This is a genomic window from Streptomyces malaysiensis subsp. samsunensis (genome assembly GCF_024519315.1).
In the GTDB taxonomy this organism is placed as follows: Bacteria; Actinomycetota; Actinomycetes; order Streptomycetales; family Streptomycetaceae; genus Streptomyces; species Streptomyces malaysiensis.
In genome coordinates this window covers 1-21,423 of record NZ_JANIIC010000059.1, presented here as the reverse complement: position 1 = coordinate 21,423, position 21,423 = coordinate 1, and the positions used below count along the sequence as shown (strand labels likewise).

The 21,423-nt window shown below is 72.6% G+C and carries 22 protein-coding genes and 1 pseudogene; 11 read left to right on the top strand and 12 right to left on the bottom strand.

Annotated elements, in window-relative coordinates; translation table 11 throughout:
* Window positions 1–23 precede the first annotated feature (23 nt).
* On the top strand, window positions 24–1,862 hold the full coding sequence (locus NQU54_RS37335) for a gamma-glutamyltransferase family protein (protein WP_257634878.1): 1,839 nt from the start codon (window positions 24–26) through the stop codon (window positions 1,860–1,862).
* Between the two features lie 571 nt (window positions 1,863–2,433).
* On the opposite strand, the gene NQU54_RS37330 is transcribed toward NQU54_RS37335, so the two are convergent.
* Both NQU54_RS37330 and NQU54_RS37325 read right to left on the bottom strand, forming a co-directional pair.
* The gene (locus NQU54_RS37330; RefSeq protein WP_167502954.1) at window positions 2,434–2,796 is read right to left on the bottom strand and encodes a DUF1330 domain-containing protein; all 363 of its coding nucleotides are present in this window, start codon (window positions 2,794–2,796) and stop codon (window positions 2,434–2,436) included.
* Window positions 2,797–2,901: 105 nt separating this feature from the next.
* Window positions 2,902–3,414, bottom strand: a complete 513-nt coding sequence (locus NQU54_RS37325; protein WP_257634877.1) for a hypothetical protein — start codon at window positions 3,412–3,414, stop codon at window positions 2,902–2,904.
* 296 nt (window positions 3,415–3,710) lie between these two features.
* Here NQU54_RS37325 and NQU54_RS37320 point away from each other — a divergent pair, with 296 nt between their 5' ends.
* Window positions 3,711–5,273, top strand: a complete 1,563-nt coding sequence (locus NQU54_RS37320; RefSeq protein ID WP_257634876.1) for a helix-turn-helix domain-containing protein — start codon at window positions 3,711–3,713, stop codon at window positions 5,271–5,273.
* A 248-nt stretch (window positions 5,274–5,521) separates the two neighbouring features.
* Here NQU54_RS37320 and NQU54_RS37315 read toward each other — a convergent pair whose 3' ends face one another.
* From NQU54_RS37315 to NQU54_RS37275, 9 genes are all read right to left on the bottom strand, one after another.
* Window positions 5,522–5,917 (bottom strand): type II toxin-antitoxin system VapC family toxin, encoded by a 396-nt coding sequence (locus tag NQU54_RS37315; RefSeq protein ID WP_257634875.1) that lies wholly within the window; start codon window positions 5,915–5,917, stop codon window positions 5,522–5,524.
* Window positions 5,914–6,192, bottom strand: coding sequence for a hypothetical protein (locus NQU54_RS37310; protein ID WP_102937446.1), 279 nt, complete (start codon window positions 6,190–6,192; stop codon window positions 5,914–5,916). Before NQU54_RS37310 ends, NQU54_RS37315 begins: the two co-directional genes overlap by 4 nt.
* 70 nt (window positions 6,193–6,262) lie before the next feature.
* Window positions 6,263–9,799, bottom strand: coding sequence for a transcription-repair coupling factor (mfd, locus tag NQU54_RS37305; RefSeq protein WP_257634874.1), 3,537 nt, complete (start codon window positions 9,797–9,799; stop codon window positions 6,263–6,265).
* 324 nt (window positions 9,800–10,123) lie between these two features.
* Window positions 10,124–10,996 carry a phosphogluconate dehydrogenase C-terminal domain-containing protein gene (locus tag NQU54_RS37300; protein ID WP_257634873.1) on the bottom strand — a complete coding sequence of 291 codons (873 nt, stop codon included), beginning with the start codon at window positions 10,994–10,996 and terminating at the stop codon, window positions 10,124–10,126.
* Entirely contained in the window at window positions 10,996–11,802 is an 807-nt protein-coding gene (locus NQU54_RS37295; RefSeq protein ID WP_257634872.1) for a sugar phosphate isomerase/epimerase family protein, read from the bottom strand. Before NQU54_RS37295 ends, NQU54_RS37300 begins: the two co-directional genes overlap by 1 nt.
* Before the next feature lies 1 nt (window position 11,803).
* The gene (locus NQU54_RS37290; protein ID WP_257634871.1) at window positions 11,804–12,607 is read right to left on the bottom strand and encodes a triose-phosphate isomerase family protein; all 804 of its coding nucleotides are present in this window, start codon (window positions 12,605–12,607) and stop codon (window positions 11,804–11,806) included.
* Window positions 12,607–13,077 carry a ribose-5-phosphate isomerase gene (locus tag NQU54_RS37285; RefSeq protein WP_100806380.1) on the bottom strand — a complete coding sequence of 157 codons (471 nt, stop codon included), beginning with the start codon at window positions 13,075–13,077 and terminating at the stop codon, window positions 12,607–12,609. The genes NQU54_RS37290 and NQU54_RS37285 overlap by 1 nt, the downstream gene beginning before the upstream one ends.
* A gap of 72 nt (window positions 13,078–13,149) precedes the next feature.
* Window positions 13,150–14,907 carry a dihydroxyacetone kinase family protein gene (locus tag NQU54_RS37280; RefSeq protein ID WP_257634870.1) on the bottom strand — a complete coding sequence of 586 codons (1,758 nt, stop codon included), beginning with the start codon at window positions 14,905–14,907 and terminating at the stop codon, window positions 13,150–13,152.
* Window positions 14,908–14,970: 63 nt separating this feature from the next.
* Window positions 14,971–16,338, bottom strand: coding sequence for an MFS transporter (locus NQU54_RS37275; protein WP_257634869.1), 1,368 nt, complete (start codon window positions 16,336–16,338; stop codon window positions 14,971–14,973).
* A 230-nt stretch (window positions 16,339–16,568) separates the two neighbouring features.
* Between NQU54_RS37275 and NQU54_RS37270 the strand changes: the two genes are divergently transcribed.
* The 9 genes from NQU54_RS37270 to NQU54_RS37230 all read left to right on the top strand — a co-directional run bounded on the left by NQU54_RS37270 (window position 16,569) and on the right by NQU54_RS37230 (window position 21,170).
* Window positions 16,569–17,327: a FadR/GntR family transcriptional regulator gene (locus NQU54_RS37270; RefSeq protein ID WP_069864686.1), complete on the top strand. Its 759-nt coding sequence runs from the start codon at window positions 16,569–16,571 to the stop codon at window positions 17,325–17,327.
* A 224-nt stretch (window positions 17,328–17,551) separates the two neighbouring features.
* Window positions 17,552–17,863 carry a gas vesicle protein GvpO gene (locus tag NQU54_RS37265; RefSeq protein WP_257634868.1) on the top strand — a complete coding sequence of 104 codons (312 nt, stop codon included), beginning with the start codon at window positions 17,552–17,554 and terminating at the stop codon, window positions 17,861–17,863.
* A gap of 26 nt (window positions 17,864–17,889) precedes the next feature.
* Window positions 17,890–18,399, top strand: a complete 510-nt coding sequence (gvpJ, locus tag NQU54_RS37260; RefSeq protein ID WP_257634867.1) for a gas vesicle protein GvpJ — start codon at window positions 17,890–17,892, stop codon at window positions 18,397–18,399.
* Window positions 18,400–18,402: 3 nt separating this feature from the next.
* The gene (locus tag NQU54_RS37255) at window positions 18,403–19,131 is read left to right on the top strand and encodes a GvpL/GvpF family gas vesicle protein (protein ID WP_257634866.1); all 729 of its coding nucleotides are present in this window, start codon (window positions 18,403–18,405) and stop codon (window positions 19,129–19,131) included.
* Between the two features lies 1 nt (window position 19,132).
* The gene (locus tag NQU54_RS37250) at window positions 19,133–19,396 is read left to right on the top strand and encodes a gas vesicle protein GvpG (protein ID WP_257634865.1); all 264 of its coding nucleotides are present in this window, start codon (window positions 19,133–19,135) and stop codon (window positions 19,394–19,396) included.
* The gene (locus tag NQU54_RS37245) at window positions 19,389–19,757 is read left to right on the top strand and encodes a gas vesicle protein (RefSeq protein WP_257634864.1); all 369 of its coding nucleotides are present in this window, start codon (window positions 19,389–19,391) and stop codon (window positions 19,755–19,757) included. The genes NQU54_RS37250 and NQU54_RS37245 overlap by 8 nt, the downstream gene beginning before the upstream one ends.
* Window positions 19,754–20,575 (top strand): GvpL/GvpF family gas vesicle protein, encoded by an 822-nt coding sequence (locus tag NQU54_RS37240; protein ID WP_257634863.1) that lies wholly within the window; start codon window positions 19,754–19,756, stop codon window positions 20,573–20,575. Before NQU54_RS37245 ends, NQU54_RS37240 begins: the two co-directional genes overlap by 4 nt.
* Window positions 20,576–20,697: 122 nt before the next feature.
* On the top strand, window positions 20,698–20,868 hold the full coding sequence (locus NQU54_RS37235) for a gas vesicle protein (protein ID WP_257634905.1): 171 nt from the start codon (window positions 20,698–20,700) through the stop codon (window positions 20,866–20,868).
* Window positions 20,865–21,170 (top strand): gas vesicle protein K, encoded by a 306-nt coding sequence (locus tag NQU54_RS37230; protein ID WP_069864698.1) that lies wholly within the window; start codon window positions 20,865–20,867, stop codon window positions 21,168–21,170. The genes NQU54_RS37235 and NQU54_RS37230 overlap by 4 nt, the downstream gene beginning before the upstream one ends.
* A gap of 60 nt (window positions 21,171–21,230) precedes the next feature.
* Here the strand turns inward: NQU54_RS37230 and NQU54_RS37225 are convergent.
* Window positions 21,231–21,305 (bottom strand): annotated as a pseudogene (locus NQU54_RS37225) (MarR family transcriptional regulator); the annotation flags it as partial.
* Window positions 21,306–21,423 lie beyond the last annotated feature (118 nt).

Here is a 21,423-nt window from a genome sequence, read left to right as displayed (position 1 = left end):
GTACGAGACCAGGAGCCCGCCGCATGTTCACCACCCGGCCCACCCTTCAGGGCACCCATGGCATGGTGTCCTCAACCCACTGGCTGGCCTCACAATCCGCCATGGCCGTCCTGGAGGACGGCGGCAACGCCTTCGACGCGGCCGTGGCTGCCGGGTTCGTCCTGCATGTGGTCGAACCCCATCTCAACGGGCCCGGCGGCGAGGTGCCGATCATCCTCGCCCCGGCGGGCGGCGAACCCACCGTGCTGTGCGGACAGGGCCCGGCCCCCGCCGGGGCCACGATCAACCACTACACCTCGCTCGGCCTCGACCTCGTCCCCGGCACCGGCCCGCTCGCGGCGGCGGTGCCCGGCGCGTTCGACGCCTGGATGGTGCTGCTGCGCGACCACGGGACCAAGCCGCTCGCCGAGGTGCTGCGGTACGCGATCGGCTACGCCGAGCACGGCCATCCCGCGGTCGAACGGATCGGCGAGACGGTCGAGACGGTGCGGGAGCTGTTCGAGACCGAGTGGACGACCTCGGCCGAGCTGTATCTGCCGGACGGGAAGTCCCCCGTCGCCGGACGGCTGCTCACCAACCCCGCGCTGGCCGCCACCTGGCGGCGGCTGGTCGCCGAGGCGGAGGCGGCCGGGCCGGGGCGCGAGACCCAGATCGAGGCGGCCCGCCGGGTCTGGCGCGAGGGCTTCATCGCGCAGGAGCTGGCCGACGCGGCGGCCCGGCCCGCGATGGACTCGTCCGGGCAGCGCAACGCCGGGACGCTCACCGGGGACGATCTGGCCGCCTTCGAGGCCACGTACGAACCGCCGGTCCGCCACTCCTGGAACGGCTGGACCGTGTGCAAGGCCGGGCCCTGGAGCCAGGGGCCGGTGCTGCTCCAGCAACTCGCGCTGCTGCCGGACGGACTGGGCGAGGACGACCTGGGCACACCCGAGTTCCTGCACACCCTCGTCGAGGGCGGCAAGCTGGCCATGGCCGACCGCGAGGCGTGGTACGGGGACGCCGCCGACGTACCGCTGACGGAGTTGCTCTCCCGCCCGTACAACGATGAGCGGCGGACGCTGATCGGCGAACGCGCCTCGTACGAGCTGCGCCCCGGGCAACCCGGGGGCCGTACACCGCGGTTGAGCAAGCAGGCGCTGGCCGCCGTGGCCCGCGCGGCCTCCGGGGAGAGCGGACCGGCCGCCGGGCCGGGCGGCGGGGAGCCGACGGTCGGCGGACCGGCCGCCGGGGAACCGGACGTCGGGCGGGACGGGGTGACGCGGGGCGACACCTGCCATCTCGACGTCGTGGACCGCTGGGGCAACATGATCGCGGCCACGCCCAGCGGCGGCTGGCTCCAGTCCAACCCCGCCATCCCCGCGCTGGGCTTCCCGCTCGGCACCCGGCTCCAGATGACCTGGCTGGACCCCGGGCTGCCGAACTCCCTCACCCCCGGCCGCCGTCCCCGCACCACGCTCACCCCCTCGCTCGCGCTGCGCGGCGACACCCCCGTCATGGCGTTCGGCACCCCGGGCGGCGATCAGCAGGACCAGTGGAGCACGCACTTCTTCCTCGGGGTCGCGCTGCGGGCCCCGGTGCGCTCCGGGCTGGACCTCCAGGGCGCCATCGACGCCCCCAACTGGCACCAGGAGTCCTTCCCCGGCTCCTTCCACCCACGGGCGATGACGGCGGGACGGGTAGTCGTGGAGTCCCGGATCGGCGAGGCCGCCATCGCGGAACTGCGCCGCCGCGGCCACGATGTGGTGATCGGCGCCCCCTGGTCGGAGGGACGCCTGTGCGCGGTCGCCCGCGACCCGGAGACGGGCGTGCTACTGGCCGCCGCGAATCCGCGGGGCGCGCAGGGGTACGCGGTGGGGCGGTGACCGCTGCGGGGTGGCGGGCGCGCCGGCCGGCCAAGGGTGCCCGACGGATCGTGACGCCTGCGGCGAGCTACTCCCCTCCCCGCCCCTTCCCACAACTGGTGCTCCGCCCCAGACCCCGACCGGACGCCCCGAATGTGCGCGGTCGCCCGCCAAGCCATCCACCGCGCCGACGTCCCACCCACGATCAGCCCACCGATCCAAGTGCTCACAACAGCGACGGCCAACTCACCACCCCCGGGGCCCAGAGGCGAAGCCCTTGGCAGCGGGAAGAGGACCAGCCCACCCAGCCATCCACCACACCAACGTCCCACCCACGATCAGCCCGCCGATCCAAGTGCTCACAACAGCGACGGCCAACTCACCACCCCCGGGGCCCAGAGGCGAAGCCCTTGGCAGCGGGAAGAGGACCAGCCCGCCAAGCCATCCACCACACCAACGTCCCGCCCACGATCAGCCCACCGATCCAAGTGCTCACAACAACGACGGCCAACCCGTCACCCCTCCGGGTCTGGGGCGGGGCCCCAGTTTCGGGAAGGGGCGGGGAGGGGACAGATCCGCCGGGCGGCGGGCGCTAGTGGGCGTAGCCGCTGGGGTCCGCGGACCGTAGCTTCTCGGCTCGCTTCAGCGGGTCGTACCCGGGGCCGACGCCGTCAGCCAGGATCACATCGCCCTGGATGTGATCGGTGCGCAGCGGCAGGATGTCCTGATAGGCGGGCGACGCGTACCAGGCGCGGGCGTCCGCCATCCCGCCCGGGAACTCGATCAGCACCACGCTGCCCGGCCACTCCCCCTCGACCACCTCCAGCCCGTCGCCATGGATGACGAAGCGGCCGTGGAAGGGGTCGAGGGTGGCCTGGATCCGCTCCAGGTACTCGATGACGTCGGGGTGCGGACTGCGGCCGTACAGATGCGCGAGCGCATAGGCGGCGGGCATGGCTCCTCCAGGTGCTCCGGGCAGATCGGCGGACACGGATCAGCCTGCCGGGCCCTGCCCAGGCCGTCGATTACCTGTGAGGTCATGGCCGCGCGGCCCCGGGCCTCAGTCGAAGATGCCCAGGTCCTCCCGCATGATCCGGCGCATCGCCGACAGCCGGGGCTCGGCCTCCTTCAGCTCCAGCAGCGCGTCCGCCGCCGTCTTGCCGTCGTTCTGGAGGCCCCGGTCGATCCGCTTGGCCAGGGCGTCGATCCCGGCGAGCACCGTATTGAGCTCACGGGACGCCTCCAGGACCCGCTCGGGGACGATCATCTGCGCCTCGGCGTAGCGGTCCCGGTAGTCGCGGCGGGCCTCCTCCAGCCGGACGCGGTCCTCGTCGGTGTACACATCGTCGCGGATCCGGTGCAGCGCGTCCTTGAGGAGCGTGTGGAACTGCCGGGAGGCGCGGTTCATCGCGGTGTACGCGGCCCGGCGCTCCTCGAAGCGGCGCCGCCGGTCCTCGGTCAGCGCGTCCTCGACCCGTTGACGTGCCGTCATGCGCTGCTGGAGGAGGGGCGCGAAGAGGGTCCCGAGGATGCCGACGACGGCGGTGATCATGGCGGCTATGACGGTGGACACCGGCCGAGCCTAAGCGCTCCGCTGGAAGTGGGCTGAGCTGCCGTCGATCGTCCGCGGCGCCGTCGTGGCCGGTCCCACGCGGCGGAGCCGCATATCGACACAGCCGCGGCGGAGCCGCACATCGGCCCGGCCCCGCGCCCCTTTGCGGCGCCTCGAACCGCAGCCGACGTCCGCCGATCCGCTGAGCCGCGTCCGCCCGTGCCCGCCCTCCTGTGATCTCCGCCTTTTCCACAGGTTTCCACAGGCCGGGCCGCGCACTTCGGAAACCCATGCGATCGGAACTAATGTGCTGTTTCATGCCCGCCTCGCCATCCGATGTGCGCGCCGACCGCGCGGACCGCGCTGACGACGTTCTCGCCCTCGCCCGGCTGGCCACCAGGCGCGGGGCGATACGGGACATACTCGGCTGGCTGACCTGGCGCACCGGCGGCCCGGCCGCGCTGGTCGGGGACACGGGCCGGGTGCTGGCCAGGCCGGGCGGGGAGAGCGACCCCTCGGTCGCGCGGCTCGCCGCCGAGGCCGCCGTGGAGCTGCACCGGCGCGGGGCGCCGTCCGCGGTGCTGGGCGGGGGCGAGGGGCCGCCGGTGCATCTGATCGCGCTCGACGCCGACCCGAGGACGTATCTGGTCGTCGTCGGTCCCGACGATCCGCGCTGCGGAATGCTGCTCGCCGACGCCGCCCGCACCCTCGGCCTGTGCTGGCGGCTGGAGCGGGCCGAGCGGGAGCGGCGGCGGATCGAGTCGGCCGAGGGCCACAGCCGGGAAGCGGTGCTGCATCTGCTGATGGTGGGCAGCGTGCCGGCGGCGCAGCGGATCGCCGGGGCGCTGCGGGCGGCGCTGCCCTCGGTGATCCAGGTGTATGTGATCGAGTGTCCGCAGCCCCGGCGGCGCGAGATCGCCCAGCGGATCGACCGTGAGGCCGGGGGCGGGGCGTGGATCGTGCCGTGTCCGGTACGCCCCAACCACCTCATAGCGCTCGTACCACCCGGAACGGCCCCGCCACCCGGAACCGCCTCGCCACCCGGCACGGCCCCGGCCGCCGTCGCCGGGCCGGTTACCGGAACGGGCCCGTCCCAGGAGCCACTGGACCTGCTGATCGTCCGGCTGGTGCCCGAGTGCCGGGTCGGGGTGAGCGCGGCGGTCGCGCTGCGGGACACTCCGACCGCCTATGAGCAGGCCATCCACGCGCTGGCGGTGGCCCGTAACGCGCCCGAGCACCGCGCCGGCTTCGGCGGCGACGTGGATGTGACCGTCCTGGCGGGCCCCGAGGGCTATCTGTGGGCGAGCGAACTCCTGGCGCCCTGTCTGCGGTACGCACCGGCCCGCCGCGCCGACCCCGGCCCGCAGGAGCTGCTGGGCACCCTCGGCTCATGGCTCAGCTTCGGCGGGGCGGCCAGCCGCCATCTGAAGATCCACCGCAATACGCTCGCCGCGCGGATACGCCATCTCGATGAGCTGCTGGGCGTGGAGGTCAGCCGCAGCCTGCCCGCGCAGTCGGCCGCCTGGCTCGCACTGCGGCTGCACACGGCACCCCAGGCCGCGGCCGCCCGCGCCCTGGCCCCGCCGGGGCGCACCGCCACGCTGGACGCGGTGCTGGGCACCTCCGCCGCCGGGACCTGGGCACGCGTCCAGCTGCGCCCGCTGGAGCAGGCCAGACCGACGGCCGCCCTGGAGACCGTACGGACCTGGCTGCGCGCCGACGCCCGGCTGCCCGCCGCGGCCGCCGCCCTGGGGATCTCGCTACCGGGTGCCCGCAAGCGGCTGACCAGGGCGGAGGACGTACTGGGACGCTCCCTGCTGACCGCGCCGAGCGCGAAGTACGAGCTGTGGCTGGCGATGCGGGCGCTGGGCTCGCTCTGAGACCGGAAGCCCCGCGGCCGAAGGGGTGCGCTCAACGGTCCCGCCGCTGCACCCACCATTCGCTTCCGTACTCACCGTTCACCAGAGCATTCACCGTTCGAACGGGAACCACGCGGCGCCCTCACTGTGCATATCGTTCCTCGCCGCCGCGGCCCCGCCCGCCTAATGTCCTTGACGAGCCGGGGTAGGCCGCCGCGCGACGACGGGGGTGTTGCGCGCGGCCCGCCCCTGTCCCCTGCCCCGAGTGGTCAGCCGATGACCTCGATCGCACAGCGCGCCAGGGTGCAGCGACTCAGCCTGGCGTCACCGGTGATCAGCGGAGCCCGGTACACCTCCGCCGCCGCGATGTACGCCGCGTCGTAGCCCGTCACCTGGCCTCGCAGCTCCCACATGCGTATCAGGAGCGGCTGGATGGCGATCACCTCGATCGACGCACCGGTCAACGCTGCAACAGCGTCCTCGGCACGAGCTTGGGTGATCTTCCCGCCGAGGAGCCGACCGCGTACCGCGTGGAAGGTCTCGACGACGAGATGGCCGGGCGCTGCCCAATGCGGGTCCTGGGCGAGGCGCGCACGGGCCACCTTCCCGGCGGCGGCGTCCCCGGTGAGCGCTTCGATGAGGACGCTCGCATCCACAATGATCACGCGGTCGCCCCCGGTTCTCCTGGCGAGAGGCCGAATTCGGCGGCGCGGTCCGCGCGGTCCGCGTCGAGCTCGCGCACCGTCTCGCCCATGGAGGTCCCGGCGCCGTCCGATCGCCCCTCGAACCGCTGCAAGAGCGCGATATTGCCCGCCCGCTCGGCCTCACTCCTGACCAGGTCCAGCAGATACCCCTGGAGGGACTGGCCCAGCTGTCTCGCCCGTTCGGCCAGTATGTCGCGTACCTCGTCCGGCACATCCCGAATCTGAAGAGCCACCATGCATGCATTTTCCATGCACGGCGGCTGCAAAGACAAGCCGATTGAGAACGCCGCCCGGGATCGCCGTCGGTCACGACCCCAGGATCGTCGTCAGGAACTCCCCGGTCCAGGCCAGCAGCTCCCGTCCCACCAGCGGCTTTCCGCCGATTCTGGCGGTGGCGGGGCGGGGTACCAGGACCTGCTTGGTGGCCGGCTTGATCACCGAACGCTGGTAGAGGCGCTTGAGGCGCAGCTCCTGGGATTCGCGGAGCTCCACCGGGGAGAAGCGGATGTTGGCGCCCTGGAGGGTGATGTCGGTGACGCCGCAGGCGCGGGCCAGCAGGCGCAGCCCGGCGACCAGGAGGAGGTTCTCCACGGGTTCGGGGAGCTTGCCGTAGCGGTCGGTGAGCTCCTCGCGGACGGCGCGGATGTCGTCCTCGCTGGTGGCGGTGGCGATGGCGCGGTACGCCTGGAGGCGCAGACGCTCGCCCGGGGCGTAGTCGTGCGGGACGTGCGCGTCGACCGGAAGCTCGATCTTGACCTCCAGCGGCGCCTCCGCGACCTCGCCGTCGCCCGCCTCGATCGAGGCGCGGTAGTCGGCGACGGCCTCGCCGACCATCCGTACGTAGAGGTCGAAGCCGACGCCCGCGATATGGCCGGACTGCTCACCGCCGAGCAGATTGCCCGCGCCGCGGATCTCCAGGTCCTTCATCGCCACATACATGCCCGCGCCCATCTCGGTGTGCTGGGCGATCGTGGCCAGCCGCTCATGGGCGGTCTCCGTAAGCGGCTTCTCGGGCGGGTAGAGGAAGTACGCGTAACCGCGCTCGCGGCCACGGCCGACCCGGCCGCGCAGCTGGTGCAGCTGGGAGAGGCCGAAGTTGTCGCCGCGCTCGACGATCAGGGTGTTGGCGTTGGAGATGTCGATACCGGATTCGACGATGGTCGTGGAGACCAGGACGTCGAACTTCTTCTCCCAGAAGTCGACCACGACCTGCTCCAGGGCGCTCTCCGACATCTGTCCGTGGGCGGTGGCGATCCGTGCCTCGGGGACGATCTCGCGCAGCCGGGCGGCCGCCCGGTCGATGGACTCCACCCGGTTGTGGATGTAGAAGACCTGGCCCTCGCGGAGCAGCTCACGCCGGATGGCGGCGCCGATCTGCTTCTGCTCGTACGGCCCGACGAAGGTCAGCACCGGATGGCGCTCCTCCGGCGGGGTGGTGATGGTGGACATCTCGCGGATGCCGGTGACCGCCATCTCCAGGGTGCGCGGGATGGGGGTGGCGGACATGGTCAGCACGTCCACATTGGCGCGGAGCTTCTTCAGCTGCTCCTTGTGCTCGACGCCGAAGCGCTGCTCCTCGTCCACGATGACCAGGCCCAGGTCCTTGAACTTGGTTTCGGAGGAGAAGAGCCGGTGGGTGCCGATGACGATGTCGACGGCCCCGTCCCGCAGCCCCTCCAGCACCGCCTTGGCCTCGGTGTCGGTCTGGAAGCGGGAGAGCGCCTTGACGTTGACCGGGAACTGGCCGTACCGCTCGCCGAAGGTGCCGAAGTGCTGCTGCACCAGCAGGGTCGTGGGCACGAGCACCGCGACCTGCTTGCCGTCCTGGACCGCCTTGAAGGCCGCGCGGACCGCGATCTCGGTCTTGCCGTAGCCGACGTCGCCGCAGATCAGCCGGTCCATCGGAACCGACTTCTCCATGTCCTCCTTGACCTCGGCGATGGTGGTGAGCTGGTCGGGGGTCTCCACATACGGGAAGGCGTCCTCCAGCTCCCGCTGCCAGGGGGTGTCCGCGCCGAAGGCATGGCCGGGCGCCGCCATCCGCGCCGAGTAGAGCTTGATCAGGTCGGCGGCGATCTCCTTGACGGCCTTCTTGGCGCGCGCCTTGGTCTTGGTCCAGTCGGCCCCGCCGAGCCGGTGCAGGGTCGGCGCCTCCCCGCCCACGTACTTGGTGACCTGCTCCAGCTGGTCGGTGGGGACGAAGAGCCGGTCGCCGGGCTGGCCGCGCTTGGCCGGGGCGTACTCGACCACCAGATACTCGCGGGTGGCGCCCTGGACGGTGCGCTGCACCATCTCGATGTAGCGCCCGACGCCGTGCTGCTCATGGACGATGAAGTCGCCCGCCTCGAGGGTGAGCGGATCGATGGTCTTACGGCGGCGCGCGGGCATCCGCGCCCCGTCCTTGCCCGCGGCCTTCTGCCCGGACAGATCCGTCTCGGTCAGCACGGCCAGCTTCAGGCCCGAGTCGACGAAGCCGTAGTCGATCGAACCGCAGGCCACATGCACCACGGACGGCTTGATCTCGGTGAGGTCGCCGTCCAGCCGGGCCGCGATCCCCTCGCCGCCGAGCACCTCGACGGTGCGGGAGGCGGGGCCGTGGCCCTCGGTCACATAGACCGTGCGCCAGCCCTCGGCGAGCCAGCCCTTGGTGTCGGCCAGCGCCCGGGCGGTGTCGCCACGGTAGCTCTCGGTGGCGTGCATCCCCAGCTTGACGGTGTCCTCGGCGAGCTCCTCATCGGCCGCGAAGGGGCTCACCGACCACCACATCATGCCCAGCTCACGGGCGCGGTCGCGAACGTCCGCGATGCTCCACAGGGAGGCCGCGCCGACGTCGATCGGGGCCTCCCCTCCCCCGGCGGTGGCCGCCCAGGACGCCCGGAGGAACTCCTGGCTGGTGGCCACCAGGTCCGCCGCCCGGGTACGCACCCGCTCCGGCTCGCAGACGACCGTCATACTGCCCGCCGGGAGGACGTCAAGCAGCAGCTCCATGTCGTCCACCAGCACCGGGGCCAGGGACTCCATGCCCTCGACCGCGATCCCCTCGGCGATCTTGCCGAGCAGTTCGCCCAGCTCGGGGTGGGCCTCGGCGAGGGCCGCGGCCCGCTCCCGCACCTCGTCGGTCAGCAGCAGCTCCCGGCAGGGCGGCGCCCACAGCCCGTGCTCGGCGACCTCCAGGGAGCGCTGGTCGGCCACCTTGAAGTAGCGGATCTCCTCGACGTCGTCGCCCCAGAACTCGATCCGGAGCGGATGCTCCTCGGTGGGCGGGAAGACGTCCAGGATGCCGCCGCGCACGGCGAACTCGCCGCGCTTCTCGACCAGCTCGACCCGGGAGTACGCGGCGGCCGCGAGCCCGTCCACGATCTCCTCCAGATCGGCGGTCCGCCCGGCCCGCAGACTCACAGGCTCCAGGTCCCCGAGCCCCTTGACCTGCGGCTGGAGCACGGACCGCACGGGCGCGACCACAACCGAGACGGGGCCGGCCGCCGGATCGTCCTGGCGCGGATGGGCCAGCCTGCGCAGCACCGCGAGGCGCCGCCCGACCGTGTCCGAGCGCGGCGAGAGCCGCTCATGCGGCAGCGTCTCCCAGGACGGGTACTCCACGATCCCGTCCGGGGGCAGCAGCGAGCGCAGCGCCGCCGCCAGATCCTCCGCCTCCCGGCCGGTGGCGGTCACGGCGAGCACGGGACGGCCCGCGGAGCGCGCCAGCGCGGCGATGGCGAACGGGCGGGCGGCCGGCGGGCCGACCAGATCGACGTGGGGACGACGGCCGTCGGCGGCACCGCGCACCGCCTCGGCGAGCGCGGGGTCCCTTACGACGACGTCGAGCAGACCGGTGAGGCTCATAAAGGGGTATTCCATCCCGGAGGCGGACAACGCGAACGACCCGACACGTGTCACGGGCCGGGGGTCTTCCAGAGTACGGCCACCCGCCGACAGCCCGCGCCGGGTCCGGCCGGGACACCGAAAAGCGCCGCCCGGGACACCCGAAGGCCCCCACACCTCACGCGCCCGCCCTCCATGCGTCCACCGCGTGAGTACGCCCTCGGGCCTCACTCATCCCGAACGCATCCCGGACGCCACGGCGGGCCGAGCCGACGAAGCCCCCGATCGCGGTGCGCTCCCCCGTGAGCGCACCGTGACCGGGGGCGTACCGCACAGCGTTCGGCGTCACGCCGTGCGGCGGATCTCCTTGATCTTGAGCATGCGGGTGATGACCTTGTCGAGCTCCTCGTCCTGGAAGACCTTCTTCCAGTCGTCCCGCACGATCGACTCCCGTCCGTAGTCCATCGCGATCAGGCAGGCGTCGGAGAACGGGTTGTCGCCCTTGAGGGTGTTGGCGAGGGCTACCTGGGTGTGGCCGAGGAGCATCGCACGGGCGGCCGGCTCCGGGACGCCCACCGTGTGGACGGTCTCGTGCAGGGCCTCCGTCAGCAGCGCGCCGACCATGCAGGCGATGGTCTCCACGAGGGTGGGCTCCAGCACGGCCAGCTGCTTCACGGTCACCCAGTGGACGTCCACGACCGGGGCGTACATCGTGCGGATCACGGTCTCGGTCAGCTCGCGCGCCGCCGCGTCCGCGGACTCGAACGCGGCGACGACCTCCTGCGGCGCGGCGATCCCGCCGAAGGTGTCGGCCCACTCCTCCTTGGTGGTGCGCTCCAGGAAGACCGACGGGTGGCAGGGGTGCGCACAGGCGTTGGCGACGTCGTCGCGCCGGGCGAGCAGCCCCGCGTACGCGGCGGCCGGGTCCAGGGTGAGGACGACCGAGCCGGGCTTCATCACCGGCACCAGCGCCTCGGACACCGCGCCGAGGACGCGGTCGGGGACGGCGAGGACGACCACGTCCGCCTCGGCCGCCGCCTTGGCGGAGTCGATGACCTCGCGGCCCAGCTCGGCCAGGACCTCCTGGCCCTTGGGGGAGTTCTCGCTGAACAGGACGCGGAAGTCGCTCTGCTCCAGGTTCGCCGAGACGCGCAGGCCCATCTTTCCGGCGGCGCCGATGACGGCGACGGTCGTGGGCTTTGTGGCGGGGGTGGCCATCAGGTGCTCCTCATCAGGGTGTTCAGGGTGCGGACACTGTGCTGTGTCCACTGGTCCTCGAGCCGGGCGGTCTCCTCGAAGCCGCCCTGCCACGGGAGCCAGTGCTCCACGATCTGGCTGACGCCCTTCTCCTCCGGGCCGACCGCGGCGATCATGCCGTCGTAGTCGAGCAGCCCCTCGCCGAGCGGGCAGCCGGCGAGGGTGAAGCCGACCCAGCCGTCCCGGCGGGTGAAGGCGAAGTCCTTGACGTGGATGTTGACCACGTACGGGGCGGTGCGGCCGATCACATCGGCCGGCCGCTCCAGGCGGGCCACGCTGTTGCCCGGGTCCAGGCAGACGCCGAGGTGCGGGCTGTCCACGCCGGTGACGACCGCCAGCAGGTCGTCCGTCGAGACTTGTTCATACGTCTCGAGACCGAGGGTGACGCCGCGCTCGGCGTAGGCGGGCACCGCCTCGCGCAGCAGCCCGACCGCCTCGCGGACGGCCGGCCGGTGGTCGGCGGTGTTCAGCATGGATCGGACGAAGCGGGCGCCCAGCTTCTCCGCGAGGTCCAGATAGGTCAGCAGATGCGCGGGGCGGACCCCGCGCGTGCCCAGCTCCAGCCGGATGCCGAGGGAGTCGGCGGTGGCGCGCACCTCCGCGAGCAGTTCGTCGGAGAAGGTCTCGATCAGCGGGTAGTCGCAGATCTGGAAGACGTCGGCGTCCAGCTCATGGGTGCGCCGGAGCATGTCCGCCAGCGTCAGCGGCCGGGGCGCCCCGGAGGAGATCTGCCAGAAGAAGGCGTAGGTGCTCAGTCCCAGGGCCATCTCACCCCACCCCCGCCACAGTCGTCCCGTGCAGGGCCACGGCCTCGTCCAGGACCGCCTCGAACGCGCCCGGGTCATGGGCGAAACGGCCCAGGAAGAGCCCGCCGACCTCGGGGCCGAGCCGGGTGAGCAGCCCCGGTCCGGCGCTGCCGCCGTAGACCACCCGGCTGCCCGCGAGTTCCGCCCGCTCCACCAGCCGGGTGCTCAGAGCGGTGCACACGGCGCGGATGTGCTCGGGCGAGGCGGGCTCGGGGGCGCCGATGGCCCACTGCGGCTCGTACGCCACGACCACCGGGCCGAGCACCCCGGCCCGTCCGGCCGCCGCGAGGGCGGACTCGACCTCGGCGGCGCAGCGCTCGGCCGCCCGCCCGGCGTCGGTGCGCTCCGGCTCACCGACGCACAGCACGGGGGTGAGGCCGTGGCGCAGCGCGGCGGCGGTCTTGGCCGCGACGATCGTCTCGTCCTCGTGGAAGAGCCGGCGCCGCTCGGCATGGCCCACCTCGGCGTAGGCACAGCCGATCTCCTTGAGCTGGGCGCCGCTCACCTCGCCGGTGAACGCGCCGGGTTCCTCGGCGCTCAGGTCCTGTGCGCCGATCCGGACCCCGGTCCCGGCGAGCAGCCCGGCGGCCGGGACCAGCGTCGGGAAGGAGGGCAGGACGAACGTCTCGGCGAGGCCGCCGGTGACGGCCGGGTGCCGCTCGGCGATCGCCGCGATGCGACGGCACCAGTTGAGCGTCCGATGGTGCCCGAAGTACATCTTCAGGCTGACGCCGATGGTGACGGACGGGAGATGCGGGGCGGACATCAGGCGGCCGTGCCCTCTTCGTAGGCACACATCAGCTCGACCTTGGCGGCCGAGGCCGAGGAGGTGTCGAAGCGGTAGGTGAGCCACTCCCGGGCGAGGCGGCGGGCGAGTTCGAGCCCCACGACGCGCTGGCCGAAGGTGAGCACCTGCGCGTTGTTGCTGAGGATGGCGCGTTCGACGGAGAAGCTGTCGTGGGCGGTGACGGCCCTGATGCCCTTGACCTTGTTGGCCGCGATGGCGACCCCGAGTCCGGTGCCGCACACCAGCAGCGCCCGGTCGGCCTCGCCCGCGGCCACGAGTTCGGCGGCGGCGATCGCGACCTTCGGGTAGGCGGTGTGCCCATCGGCGTCCACGCCCACGTCCGTCACGGCCGCGACGAGCTCGCTGGCCTCCAGGTCCCGCTTCAGAACCTCCTTGTAGTCGTATCCGGCGTCATCGGATCCGACGACGATACGGAGCTTGTCGTTCATCTCAGCCTTTCTTGGCGGTGGGCTGCGCCGCGGACGATCGACGGCGGGTCAGGGGCACTTCCGGCGGAGCGCTCAGGCGGTGGAACCGGAGAGGGCGCCGTGCACGGCGCGGACGATCAGGGCGAGGGACACCGCACCGGCGTCGGGGGTGCCCAGCGACTTCTCGGCGTGCGGCCGGGCACGGCCCAGCCGGGGCAGGAGCCCGGCGGTGGCCTCGGCGGCGGCGTCGGCGGCGGTGGCCGCGGTGTCCCAGGCGGCGGCCAGCGGCGCTCCCCCGCCGACCGCGTCGCTCAGCGCGTCGGCGAACGGGACCAGGGCGTCGACCATCGTCTTGTCGCCGGTCTCCGCCTTGCCGAGCCGCATCACCCCGTCGGCGGCGGCGTCCACGCCGACGCTGACGGCGTGCGCGTCGGGCCGTTCGGTGTCGCCGAGTGCCGTGCCGAGCGCCCGCAGGATGACCCCCCACAGCGCCCCGGAGGTGCCACCGGCCCGGTCGGCCCAGGCGTCGGCGGCGTGGTGCAGCAGGGTGCCCGCGCCCGCGCCCCGCTCCAGGGCCCCGCGTCCGGCCGCGTGCGCGGCCTCGGAGCCGCGCCGCATGCCGATGCCGTGGTCGCCGTCGCCCGCGACCGCGTCGATGCGGCCGAGCTCATCGGCGTGGGCCCGGACGGTCGCCTCGATGGCGCCGAGCGCCGCCAGCGCGGTGCGGGCCGCGGCGCGGGAGGGCTCGCTCGCCTCGGGGACTGCGGTGTTCTCAACGGGGTCCGGGTCCGCGGCCTCGGGTGCTTCGCCGGTCGTGGACGGTTCGTCGGCCGCGACCGGTGCGACCGTCCCCTTGCGGTACGCGGGGGCGTCGGCCGGGGCCGTCCACAGCGGCTCCAGCTCATCGGTCAGCCAGAAGAGGGTGAGCGAGACGCCCGCCATGTCGAAGCTGGTGACCAGCTCGCCCACCTCGGGGTCGACCGTTTCGACCCCCGCCTCGGCGAGCAGCCGCGCCACCTGGCGGTAGACGACGAACAACTCCTCGTACTTGACCGAGCCCAGACCGTTGAGGATCACGCCCGCCCGCTGTCCGCGGGGGCTTTCCACCCCCTCCGGCAGCTCGTGGAGCAGGGTGGAGACCAGCAGCTCGGCGGCCTCGTCGGCGCTGGGCACCGGGCGCTCGGCCAGCCCCGGTTCGCCGTGGATGCCCAGGCCCACCGCCATCCGGCCCGCCGGGACCGTGAACAGCGGGGCGTCCGCACCGGGCAGGGTGCAGCCGGAGAAGGCGATGCCGAACGAGCGGGTCCTGGCGTTGGCCAGCCTCGCGAGCCGGACCACCTCCGCCAGGGGCAGCCCCGCCTCGGCCGCCGCGGCGGCGGTCTTGAACACCGCGAGGTCGCCCGCGACCCCGCGCCGCTTCTGCGACTCCCCGGCCGCGGCGCTGGAGACGTCGTCGGTCACGGCGAGCGTCGCGCAGGGGACGCCCTCGGCGGTGAGGCGCTCCGCGGCCTGGCCGAAGTGCAGGACATCGCCCGCGTAGTTGCCGAAGGCCAGCAGCACCCCGCCGCCGGACTGCGCCGCCCTGGCCACCTGGTGCACCTGCTGGGCCGAGGGCGAGGCGAAGACATTGCCGACGGCGGCACCGTGCGCCAGGCCCTGCCCCACCAGACCGGAGAAGGCCGGGTAGTGGCCGGAACCGCCGCCGACGACCACGGCCACCTGGCCGGGGGCGGTGGCGGTGGCCCGGACGACGCCACCGGGGACGCGCCGGACCAGGCGCCGGTGGGCGGCGGCGAAGCCCTCCAGGGCCTCGTCCGCGAAGGCGGCTGGGTTGTTGAAGAGTCGTGTCATGACTGGCGGTCTCCCGGGGCCGCGGGGGGTGCTCGGTGCTGGGGCTGGACGGCGGGCGGGGGGTCAGTGCCCGGCGGTGATCAGCTCCTGTTCGGGGGCGGGGGCCGTGGGTCCGCGGCGGGCGGCGAGCAGCACCATCAGCACGGCGGACAGGAGCATGAAGCCGCCGACGAGGAACAGCGGCGCGTAGTAGGAGCCACTGAGGTCCCGCAGCCAGCCGGTGATGTAGCTCGCGGCGAAGCCCGCCACGTTCCCGGCGGTGTTGATCAGGGCGATACCGGCGGCCGCGGCGCCTCCGGTGAGGAACCGCGAGGGCAGCGACCAGAAGGCGGGCAGCGCCGCGAAGATCGAGCAGGCGGTGACGGTGATCACGGCGACGGTCGCGGTCGGCGAGCCCATGGACAGGGCCAGCGGGATGCTGACGCCGCCGACCACCGCGGGCCCGGCCACATGCCAGGCGCGCACCCCGTGCCGGGTGGCGTGCCGGGACCAGAAGAACAGGACGATCGCGGCGGGCAGATAGGGGATGGCGGTGATCAGCCCCTTGTCCATCACGCTGAAGTGGGTCCCGAACTGGTCCTCGAAGCCGCTGATGATGGTGGGCAGGAAGAACGCCAGGGCGTACAGGCCGTAGATGAAGCCGAAGTAGATGAGGGCGAGGACCCACACCCGGCCGCTGGCGAACGCGGCCTTCAGCCCCTCATGCCCGCCGTGGCCGGCCGTCTTCTCGCTCTCCTCCCGTGCCAGCGCGCCGGTCAGCCAGTTCTTCTCCTCGCCGGTGAGCCACTTGGCGTCGGCCGGGCGGTCGATCAGATAGAACCAGGCGATGACGCCGAGCAGGATCGCGGGCACCGAGACGCCGAGGAACATGAAGCGCCAGCCGTCGAGGCCGAGGAACGAGCCGTGCTGGTTGATCAGCAGCCCGGCCAGCGGCGCCCCGATCACCGTGGTGAGCGGCTGGGCGAGGTAGAACAGCGCCAGGATCCGGGTGCGGTGGCGGGCCGGCACCCACTGGCTGAGGAAGAGGATCGCACCGGGGAAGAACCCGGCCTCGGCGACACCCAGCAGGAAGCGCAGCGCATACAGCTGCTCGGTGGAGTTCACCCAGGTGAAAAGCAGAGAAACGATTCCCCAGGTGACCATGATCCGAGCCAGCCAGCGGCGGGCGCCGAACCGGTGCAGCGCCATGTTGCTGGGCACTTCCAGCAGGATGTAGCCGATGAAGAAGACGCCCGAGGCGAGCCCGAACTGAGCGGCGCTGAGGCCCAGGTCCTCGCCCATGCCGTTGGGCTCCGCGAAAGAGACCGCGGTTCGGTCGAGGAAGTTCACGAAGAACATCAGGGCGACGAACGGGACGAGTCGGATCGAGATCTTCCTGATCGCCGATCTTTCGACGTCCGTCGTGACCGGGGTGACAACAGGGGTGCCCATGGCGGCTCCTCACGGGGCGGGACGGCGTTGTCCGGTGGAGTGAGCCTCACGCTAGCCACTCGTCGAAAATTGGTCACCAATTAACCAAAGTGATGAGCGTCGCTTTTATCGCAGGCCAATGGCCTCTTGACAGACTCCCGCCGAGCGCTTAAGCGATAGCCGGGGATTTCCACTCCGGCCACTGGTGATGTACTGGTGTGTCCAGCCCAGACCGCTGAGGGGAACGCCACGTGAGCGCTGAGTCCGACCAGCCGAACTTCACCGCCCTGCTGCGCCCCGTCGTCCGGGAGTCGTCGGTGAGCGAGGTGGCCAAGCGGCTGCTCGACCATCTCTCCGAAGGTCATCTACAGCCCGGTATGCGGCTCCCCGCGGAGCGCCAGCTCGCCGAGGCGCTGAACGTGGCCCGGTCCAGCGTCCGTGGCGCGCTGTCCGCCCTCGACGTCCTCGGCATCATCGAGATCCGCCCCGGCTCCGGGTCGTACGTCCGGGCCGGCACCTCCGAGTTCCTGCCCCGCGCCATCAACTGGGGCCTGATGCTGGGGCAGCGCCGCACCCATGACCTGGTCGAGGTGCGCACCTTCATGGAGGGCATGTCCGCCCGCCTCGCCGCCGAACGCGCCGAACCAGCGGACGTGGACCGCCTCGAGGCCCATCTGGAGCACATGCGCGAGGCGGGCGGCGACGTCACGTCCTTCATCGACGCCGACATCGCCTTCCACCTGGAGACGGCGACCATCGCCCGCAACTCCGTGCTCAGCGACATCCTGCACAGCATCCGCTCGCTCCTCCAGGTCTGGATGGAGCGCGCTGGCGACATCGAGGGCACGGTGGCGGGCACGCTCAAGGAACACGCCGCGATCCTCCAGGCCATCCGCGACCGCGACCCGGAGGCCGCCGAGCGGGCCATGGCGGAGCATATGCACTGTGCGAGCGAGCGGCTGTGGTCCTCGCTGAGCACGGAGGAGCGGGATGAGGCGGAGGGGGCCTGAGCGCTCCGCCGGAAGTGCGCTGAGCTCGCCGGAACCTCTCCGAGCTGCCGTCGATCGTCCGCGGCACCGTCGTGGCCGGTCGCGCCCGCGCGGCGGAGCCGCATTTCGACACGGCCCCGCGCCCCTTCAGGGCGCCTCCGATCCCCGGCGGCAGCCGCCTGGCGGTCCCGCGTCCGGCCCATCCCGGCGGGCGGCCGGACACGTCCTGTGATCACCTGATGCACATGGCAGAGCGAGAACCGCGCCCGTCGGCCACCAGGACGAGTACCCGGCCCCGGCCGCCCAAGCCGGCCGAGGCCGCCCGGCGCGCGTGTGAACAGCTCGACTCGCTGCTCGTCCATGAGACCGAGGGCGTCAGCGGCGTGACCCGTCACGAGGACGGCTGGGTCGTCAGCGTGGACGTCCTCGAGGTCGCCCGGATCCCCGACACCACCAGCCTGCTGGCCACGTACGAGGTGCACATCGACCAGCGGGGCGAACTCCAGGAATACCGGAGGGTCCGCCGCTACCGGCGCGGTGCGGCCGACGACTGCTGAGACGACTGCCGAAAGGACGCCCCGCGATGCCCACTGGCACCTATACGGAAGAGGTCGTCCGCATCCAGCGGACCGGCACCCTCTACGACTGCCTGGAACTCATCCTCGACCGGGGCATGGTGATCGACGTCTTCATCCGGGTCTCCCTCGTGGGCATCGAGATCTTGAAGATCGACGCCCGCATCGTGGTGGCCAGCGTGGACACCTACCTCCGCTTCGCCGAAGCCTGCAACCGCATGGACCTCGAATTCGACCGCAGCAAGACCGTTCCCGAACTGCTGGGCGGGGTCGCGGGCGGCGGCGGGAGCCCGGCCGGGCAGATGGCCGCCGGCCTCGGCAAGAAGAAGGCCAAGAAGGCGGTGGCAGGGGTGGGAGAGAAGGTCAAGAGGGCCGTCGGGGCCGGTGACGACGACGAGGAGGAGGAAGAGGAGCAGGAGGCGCGGGAGGGCCGCTCCCGGCGGGGTACCGCGTCCACCGCCGCCCGCCCCCGCCGCCGTTCCGCTCCGCCCTCCGGCTCCGCTTCCGAGGAGGACTGATCCATGACCGCGCCCCGGAGCGTGTACGTCTACGGCGTCGTCCGCGCCTCCCACACGGTGTCGCCCGGCCATACCGGCGTGGGCGAGCGGCCCGCCCCGGTCCGTACCCTCCGGGCCGGAGCGCTGGCCGCGGTGATCAGCGACGCCCCGGCCCGGCTGCGCGCCAAGCGCCGCGACCTCCTCGCCCACCAGGACCTCGCCCTGACGCTGGGGAAGGACGGACCGGTGCTGCCGACGCGCTTCGGGATGGTCGCCCCCGACGAGGAGTCGGTGCGGCAGCAGCTGCTGTCCGCGCAGCACGACTGCCTGGCCGCGCTCGAACGCGTCGACGGCCGGGTCGAGATGAACCTCAAGGCCATGCCCACCGAGACCGGCCTGGGCTCGCTGGTACGGGAGGACCCCGAGGTGAGCCGGTTGCGCAGCGCCGCCCGCCGGGCCCCGGGGTACGAGGCGAGCGTGCGGCTGGGCGAGGCCGTGGCGCGCGGGCTCGAGCGCAGAGCGGCGGCCGCCGCGGCCACGGTGCTCGCGGAGCTCTCCGCCGTGGCGGACGCCGAGGTGCGCGGCCCGGAGGTCGAGGGGTGCGTGCTGAACGTCTCCTTCCTGCTGCACCGGCGCGAGGAGCGGCGGTTCCACGGTGTGGTGGAGCGCTTCGCGACCGGCCACCGCGACCGGGTGGAGCTGCTGCTCACCGGCCCGCTGCCCTGCTACAGCTTCACGGAAGGCCGAATCTGACATGGGCGTGCTGAGCCAGGTCGTGCTCTTCCCGCTGGCGCCGGTGCGAGGGGTGGCGTGGATCGCGGAGCGCATGAGGGACGTCGCCGAGGAGGAGCTGTGCCATCCGTCGGTGCTGCGCGCCCGGCTCGCCGCGCTGAACGAGGCGCTGGAGTCGGGGGCGATCGGCCCCGAAGAGTTCGACCGGGAGGAGGACCGGCTGCTGGACCTGCTGGAGCGATCCGGCGGCCGAGAAGGGAAGGCAAGGGTGAGACACCGTGATTGAACGCGAGCTGGCGTACCCCGCTCCCCCGGTCGCCGAGCGGCACCCCTCCGACCTCGCCGAGGTCCTGGAGCGTGTGCTGGACAAGGGCATCGTGATCGCCGGGGACATCAAGATCGACCTGCTGGACATCGAACTGCTCACCATCCGGCTGCGGTTGTTCGTCTCCTCCGTGGACACCGCCCGCAAGGCCGGAATCGACTGGTGGGAAACCGACCCAGCGCTCTCCTCGCGCGCCGCGCGGGACGCCCTCACCCAGGAGAACGCGGAACTGCGCGAGCGGCTCCACGCCCTGGAGTCGCGCATCGGCTCAGAGGAGCTGAGCGCGGTCGGCGCCACCGCGCAGGAGCGGAGCGACCGATGACCCCGTCCCAAGTCCCCACCCTCAGCTACGTCTTCGCGGTCTGCCGCGGCGGCGGGCCCACCGAATCGGCCGAACGGCCTGCGGAAAGGCTGGCAGAAGGTTTGGCGGAACTCCCCGGGCTCGGCACCGGCACCCCCGTCCGTACGCTCCCGGCGGGCCCGCTCACCGCCGTGGTCCAGGACGTGCCCGCGGCCGGGTTCGGCGAGGAGGCGCTGCGACGGCGGCTGTCCGACCGCGCCGAGCTGGAGCGCTGCGCCCGCGCCCACCACGCGGTGATCACGGCGGCATCGGTGCTCGCCCCCACCGTCCCGCTGCCCCTGGCCACCCTCTACCTCGACGACCGACGCGTCCAAGAGGCCCTGGACGAACGGCAGACGTCCTTCCTGACCGCCCTGGACCGGATCGCGGGCCGGGCCGAATGGGGCGTCAAGGTCTACGCGCCCACGGGACCGCCACCCGCGCCGGAGGCCCCGTCGACAGACAGCTCCGGCAGCGGCCGCACCTATCTGGACCGGGTCCGCACCCGCCGGCAGAGCCGCGAACAGCGCCACACCCAGACGCTGCGGGCCGCCGAGCGGGTGGACACCGCCGTCCGGGGCCTGGCCGTGGCCGCGCGACGGCTGCGCCCGCACGGCGTCGAGGTGACCGGGAAGCACCGTACGCATGTGCTGAACGCGGCCTACCTCCTCGACCTGGGCCGGGAGCGCGAACTGCGCGCCGCCCTCGCATCGCTGCGCCACGACGAGACGGACATCCAGATCGAGCTCTCCGGCCCATGGGCGCCCTACTCCTTCGCCGACGCCGGGACGACCCCATGACCGGAGCCTCCTGGGAAACCGCCCCGGCAAAAGCGCTGTGGGAAGCGGCCCCCGCCGCCACCGCCCGCAAGGCGGCTCCCGACTGGGGCACCACCCCCGCCGAATCCCTCGGACCGCTCGGCGTGCCCCTGGTGGACCTCCTCGACCGGGTGCTCGCCACGGGCGTCGTCATCACCGGCGACCTGGTCATCGCGATCGCCGAGGTCCCCCTCGTCCGCCTCTCCCTGCACGCCCTCCTCTCCTCCGTGAACGAACGGGTCCAGGCCCCATGGACCGACAGCGGCCCGCTATGACCCCCTCGGACCCCGCCGCCCCCGCGCCCCCGTCCCGCGTCGACATCGACCGCGACTCGGTCGGCCGCGACCTGGTAGCACTGGTGCTGACGGTCGTCGAACTCCTCCGCCAGCTGATGGAGCGCCAGGCCATCCGCCGCATCGACGCGGGCGGCCTGAGCGAGGACCAGATCGAGCGCATCGGCACCACGCTGATGCTGCTCGACCAGCGCATGGCGGAGCTGTGCGACCAGCACGGCCTGACCCCGGAGGACCTCAACCTGGACCTCGGCCCCCTGGGCACCCTGCTCCCCCGCGACTGACTCCACCCGACTTCCCCACGACCGCGACCGACTGAGGCCGGATCAGCCGTCGAGGGCCTCCGCCATGCGGTCGAGCTCGGCGTTGGACAGGCCCGGCCGCTGGTCGAGGAGTTCGAGGCAGGAGTACTGCGGCACCGTCGGACCGTGCTCGACCGCAGCTGGATCGCGCTACCGCTCCGCGCCCGCGCCGCGCATATCGGCCGTCGGCCATCGGCCGCCGCAGCCACGGCCGAAGAGCCGGTCCGCCCCCGTT

Excerpts from the sequence above, each read along its gene's own strand:
- NQU54_RS37335 (WP_257634878.1), top strand. The coding sequence starts at position 24 with ATGTTCACCACCCGGCCCACCCTTCAGGGCACCCATGGCATGGTGTCC.
- NQU54_RS37330 (WP_167502954.1), bottom strand. The coding sequence starts at position 2,796 with ATGCCCGCCGCCTATGCGCTCGCGCATCTGTACGGCCGCAGTCCGCAC.
- NQU54_RS37320 (WP_257634876.1), top strand. The coding sequence starts at position 3,711 with ATGCCCGCCTCGCCATCCGATGTGCGCGCCGACCGCGCGGACCGCGCT.
- NQU54_RS37310 (WP_102937446.1), bottom strand. The coding sequence starts at position 6,192 with ATGGTGGCTCTTCAGATTCGGGATGTGCCGGACGAGGTACGCGACATA.
- mfd (WP_257634874.1), bottom strand. The coding sequence starts at position 9,799 with ATGAGCCTCACCGGTCTGCTCGACGTCGTCGTAAGGGACCCCGCGCTC.
- NQU54_RS37300 (WP_257634873.1), bottom strand. The coding sequence starts at position 10,996 with ATGGCCACCCCCGCCACAAAGCCCACGACCGTCGCCGTCATCGGCGCC.
- NQU54_RS37295 (WP_257634872.1), bottom strand. The coding sequence starts at position 11,802 with ATGGCCCTGGGACTGAGCACCTACGCCTTCTTCTGGCAGATCTCCTCC.
- NQU54_RS37290 (WP_257634871.1), bottom strand. The coding sequence starts at position 12,607 with ATGTCCGCCCCGCATCTCCCGTCCGTCACCATCGGCGTCAGCCTGAAG.
- NQU54_RS37285 (WP_100806380.1), bottom strand. The coding sequence starts at position 13,077 with ATGAACGACAAGCTCCGTATCGTCGTCGGATCCGATGACGCCGGATAC.
- NQU54_RS37280 (WP_257634870.1), bottom strand. The coding sequence starts at position 14,907 with ATGACACGACTCTTCAACAACCCAGCCGCCTTCGCGGACGAGGCCCTG.
- NQU54_RS37275 (WP_257634869.1), bottom strand. The coding sequence starts at position 16,338 with ATGGGCACCCCTGTTGTCACCCCGGTCACGACGGACGTCGAAAGATCG.
- NQU54_RS37265 (WP_257634868.1), top strand. The coding sequence starts at position 17,552 with ATGGCAGAGCGAGAACCGCGCCCGTCGGCCACCAGGACGAGTACCCGG.
- gvpJ (WP_257634867.1), top strand. The coding sequence starts at position 17,890 with ATGCCCACTGGCACCTATACGGAAGAGGTCGTCCGCATCCAGCGGACC.
- NQU54_RS37255 (WP_257634866.1), top strand. The coding sequence starts at position 18,403 with ATGACCGCGCCCCGGAGCGTGTACGTCTACGGCGTCGTCCGCGCCTCC.
- NQU54_RS37250 (WP_257634865.1), top strand. The coding sequence starts at position 19,133 with ATGGGCGTGCTGAGCCAGGTCGTGCTCTTCCCGCTGGCGCCGGTGCGA.
- NQU54_RS37240 (WP_257634863.1), top strand. The coding sequence starts at position 19,754 with ATGACCCCGTCCCAAGTCCCCACCCTCAGCTACGTCTTCGCGGTCTGC.
- NQU54_RS37230 (WP_069864698.1), top strand. The coding sequence starts at position 20,865 with ATGACCCCCTCGGACCCCGCCGCCCCCGCGCCCCCGTCCCGCGTCGAC.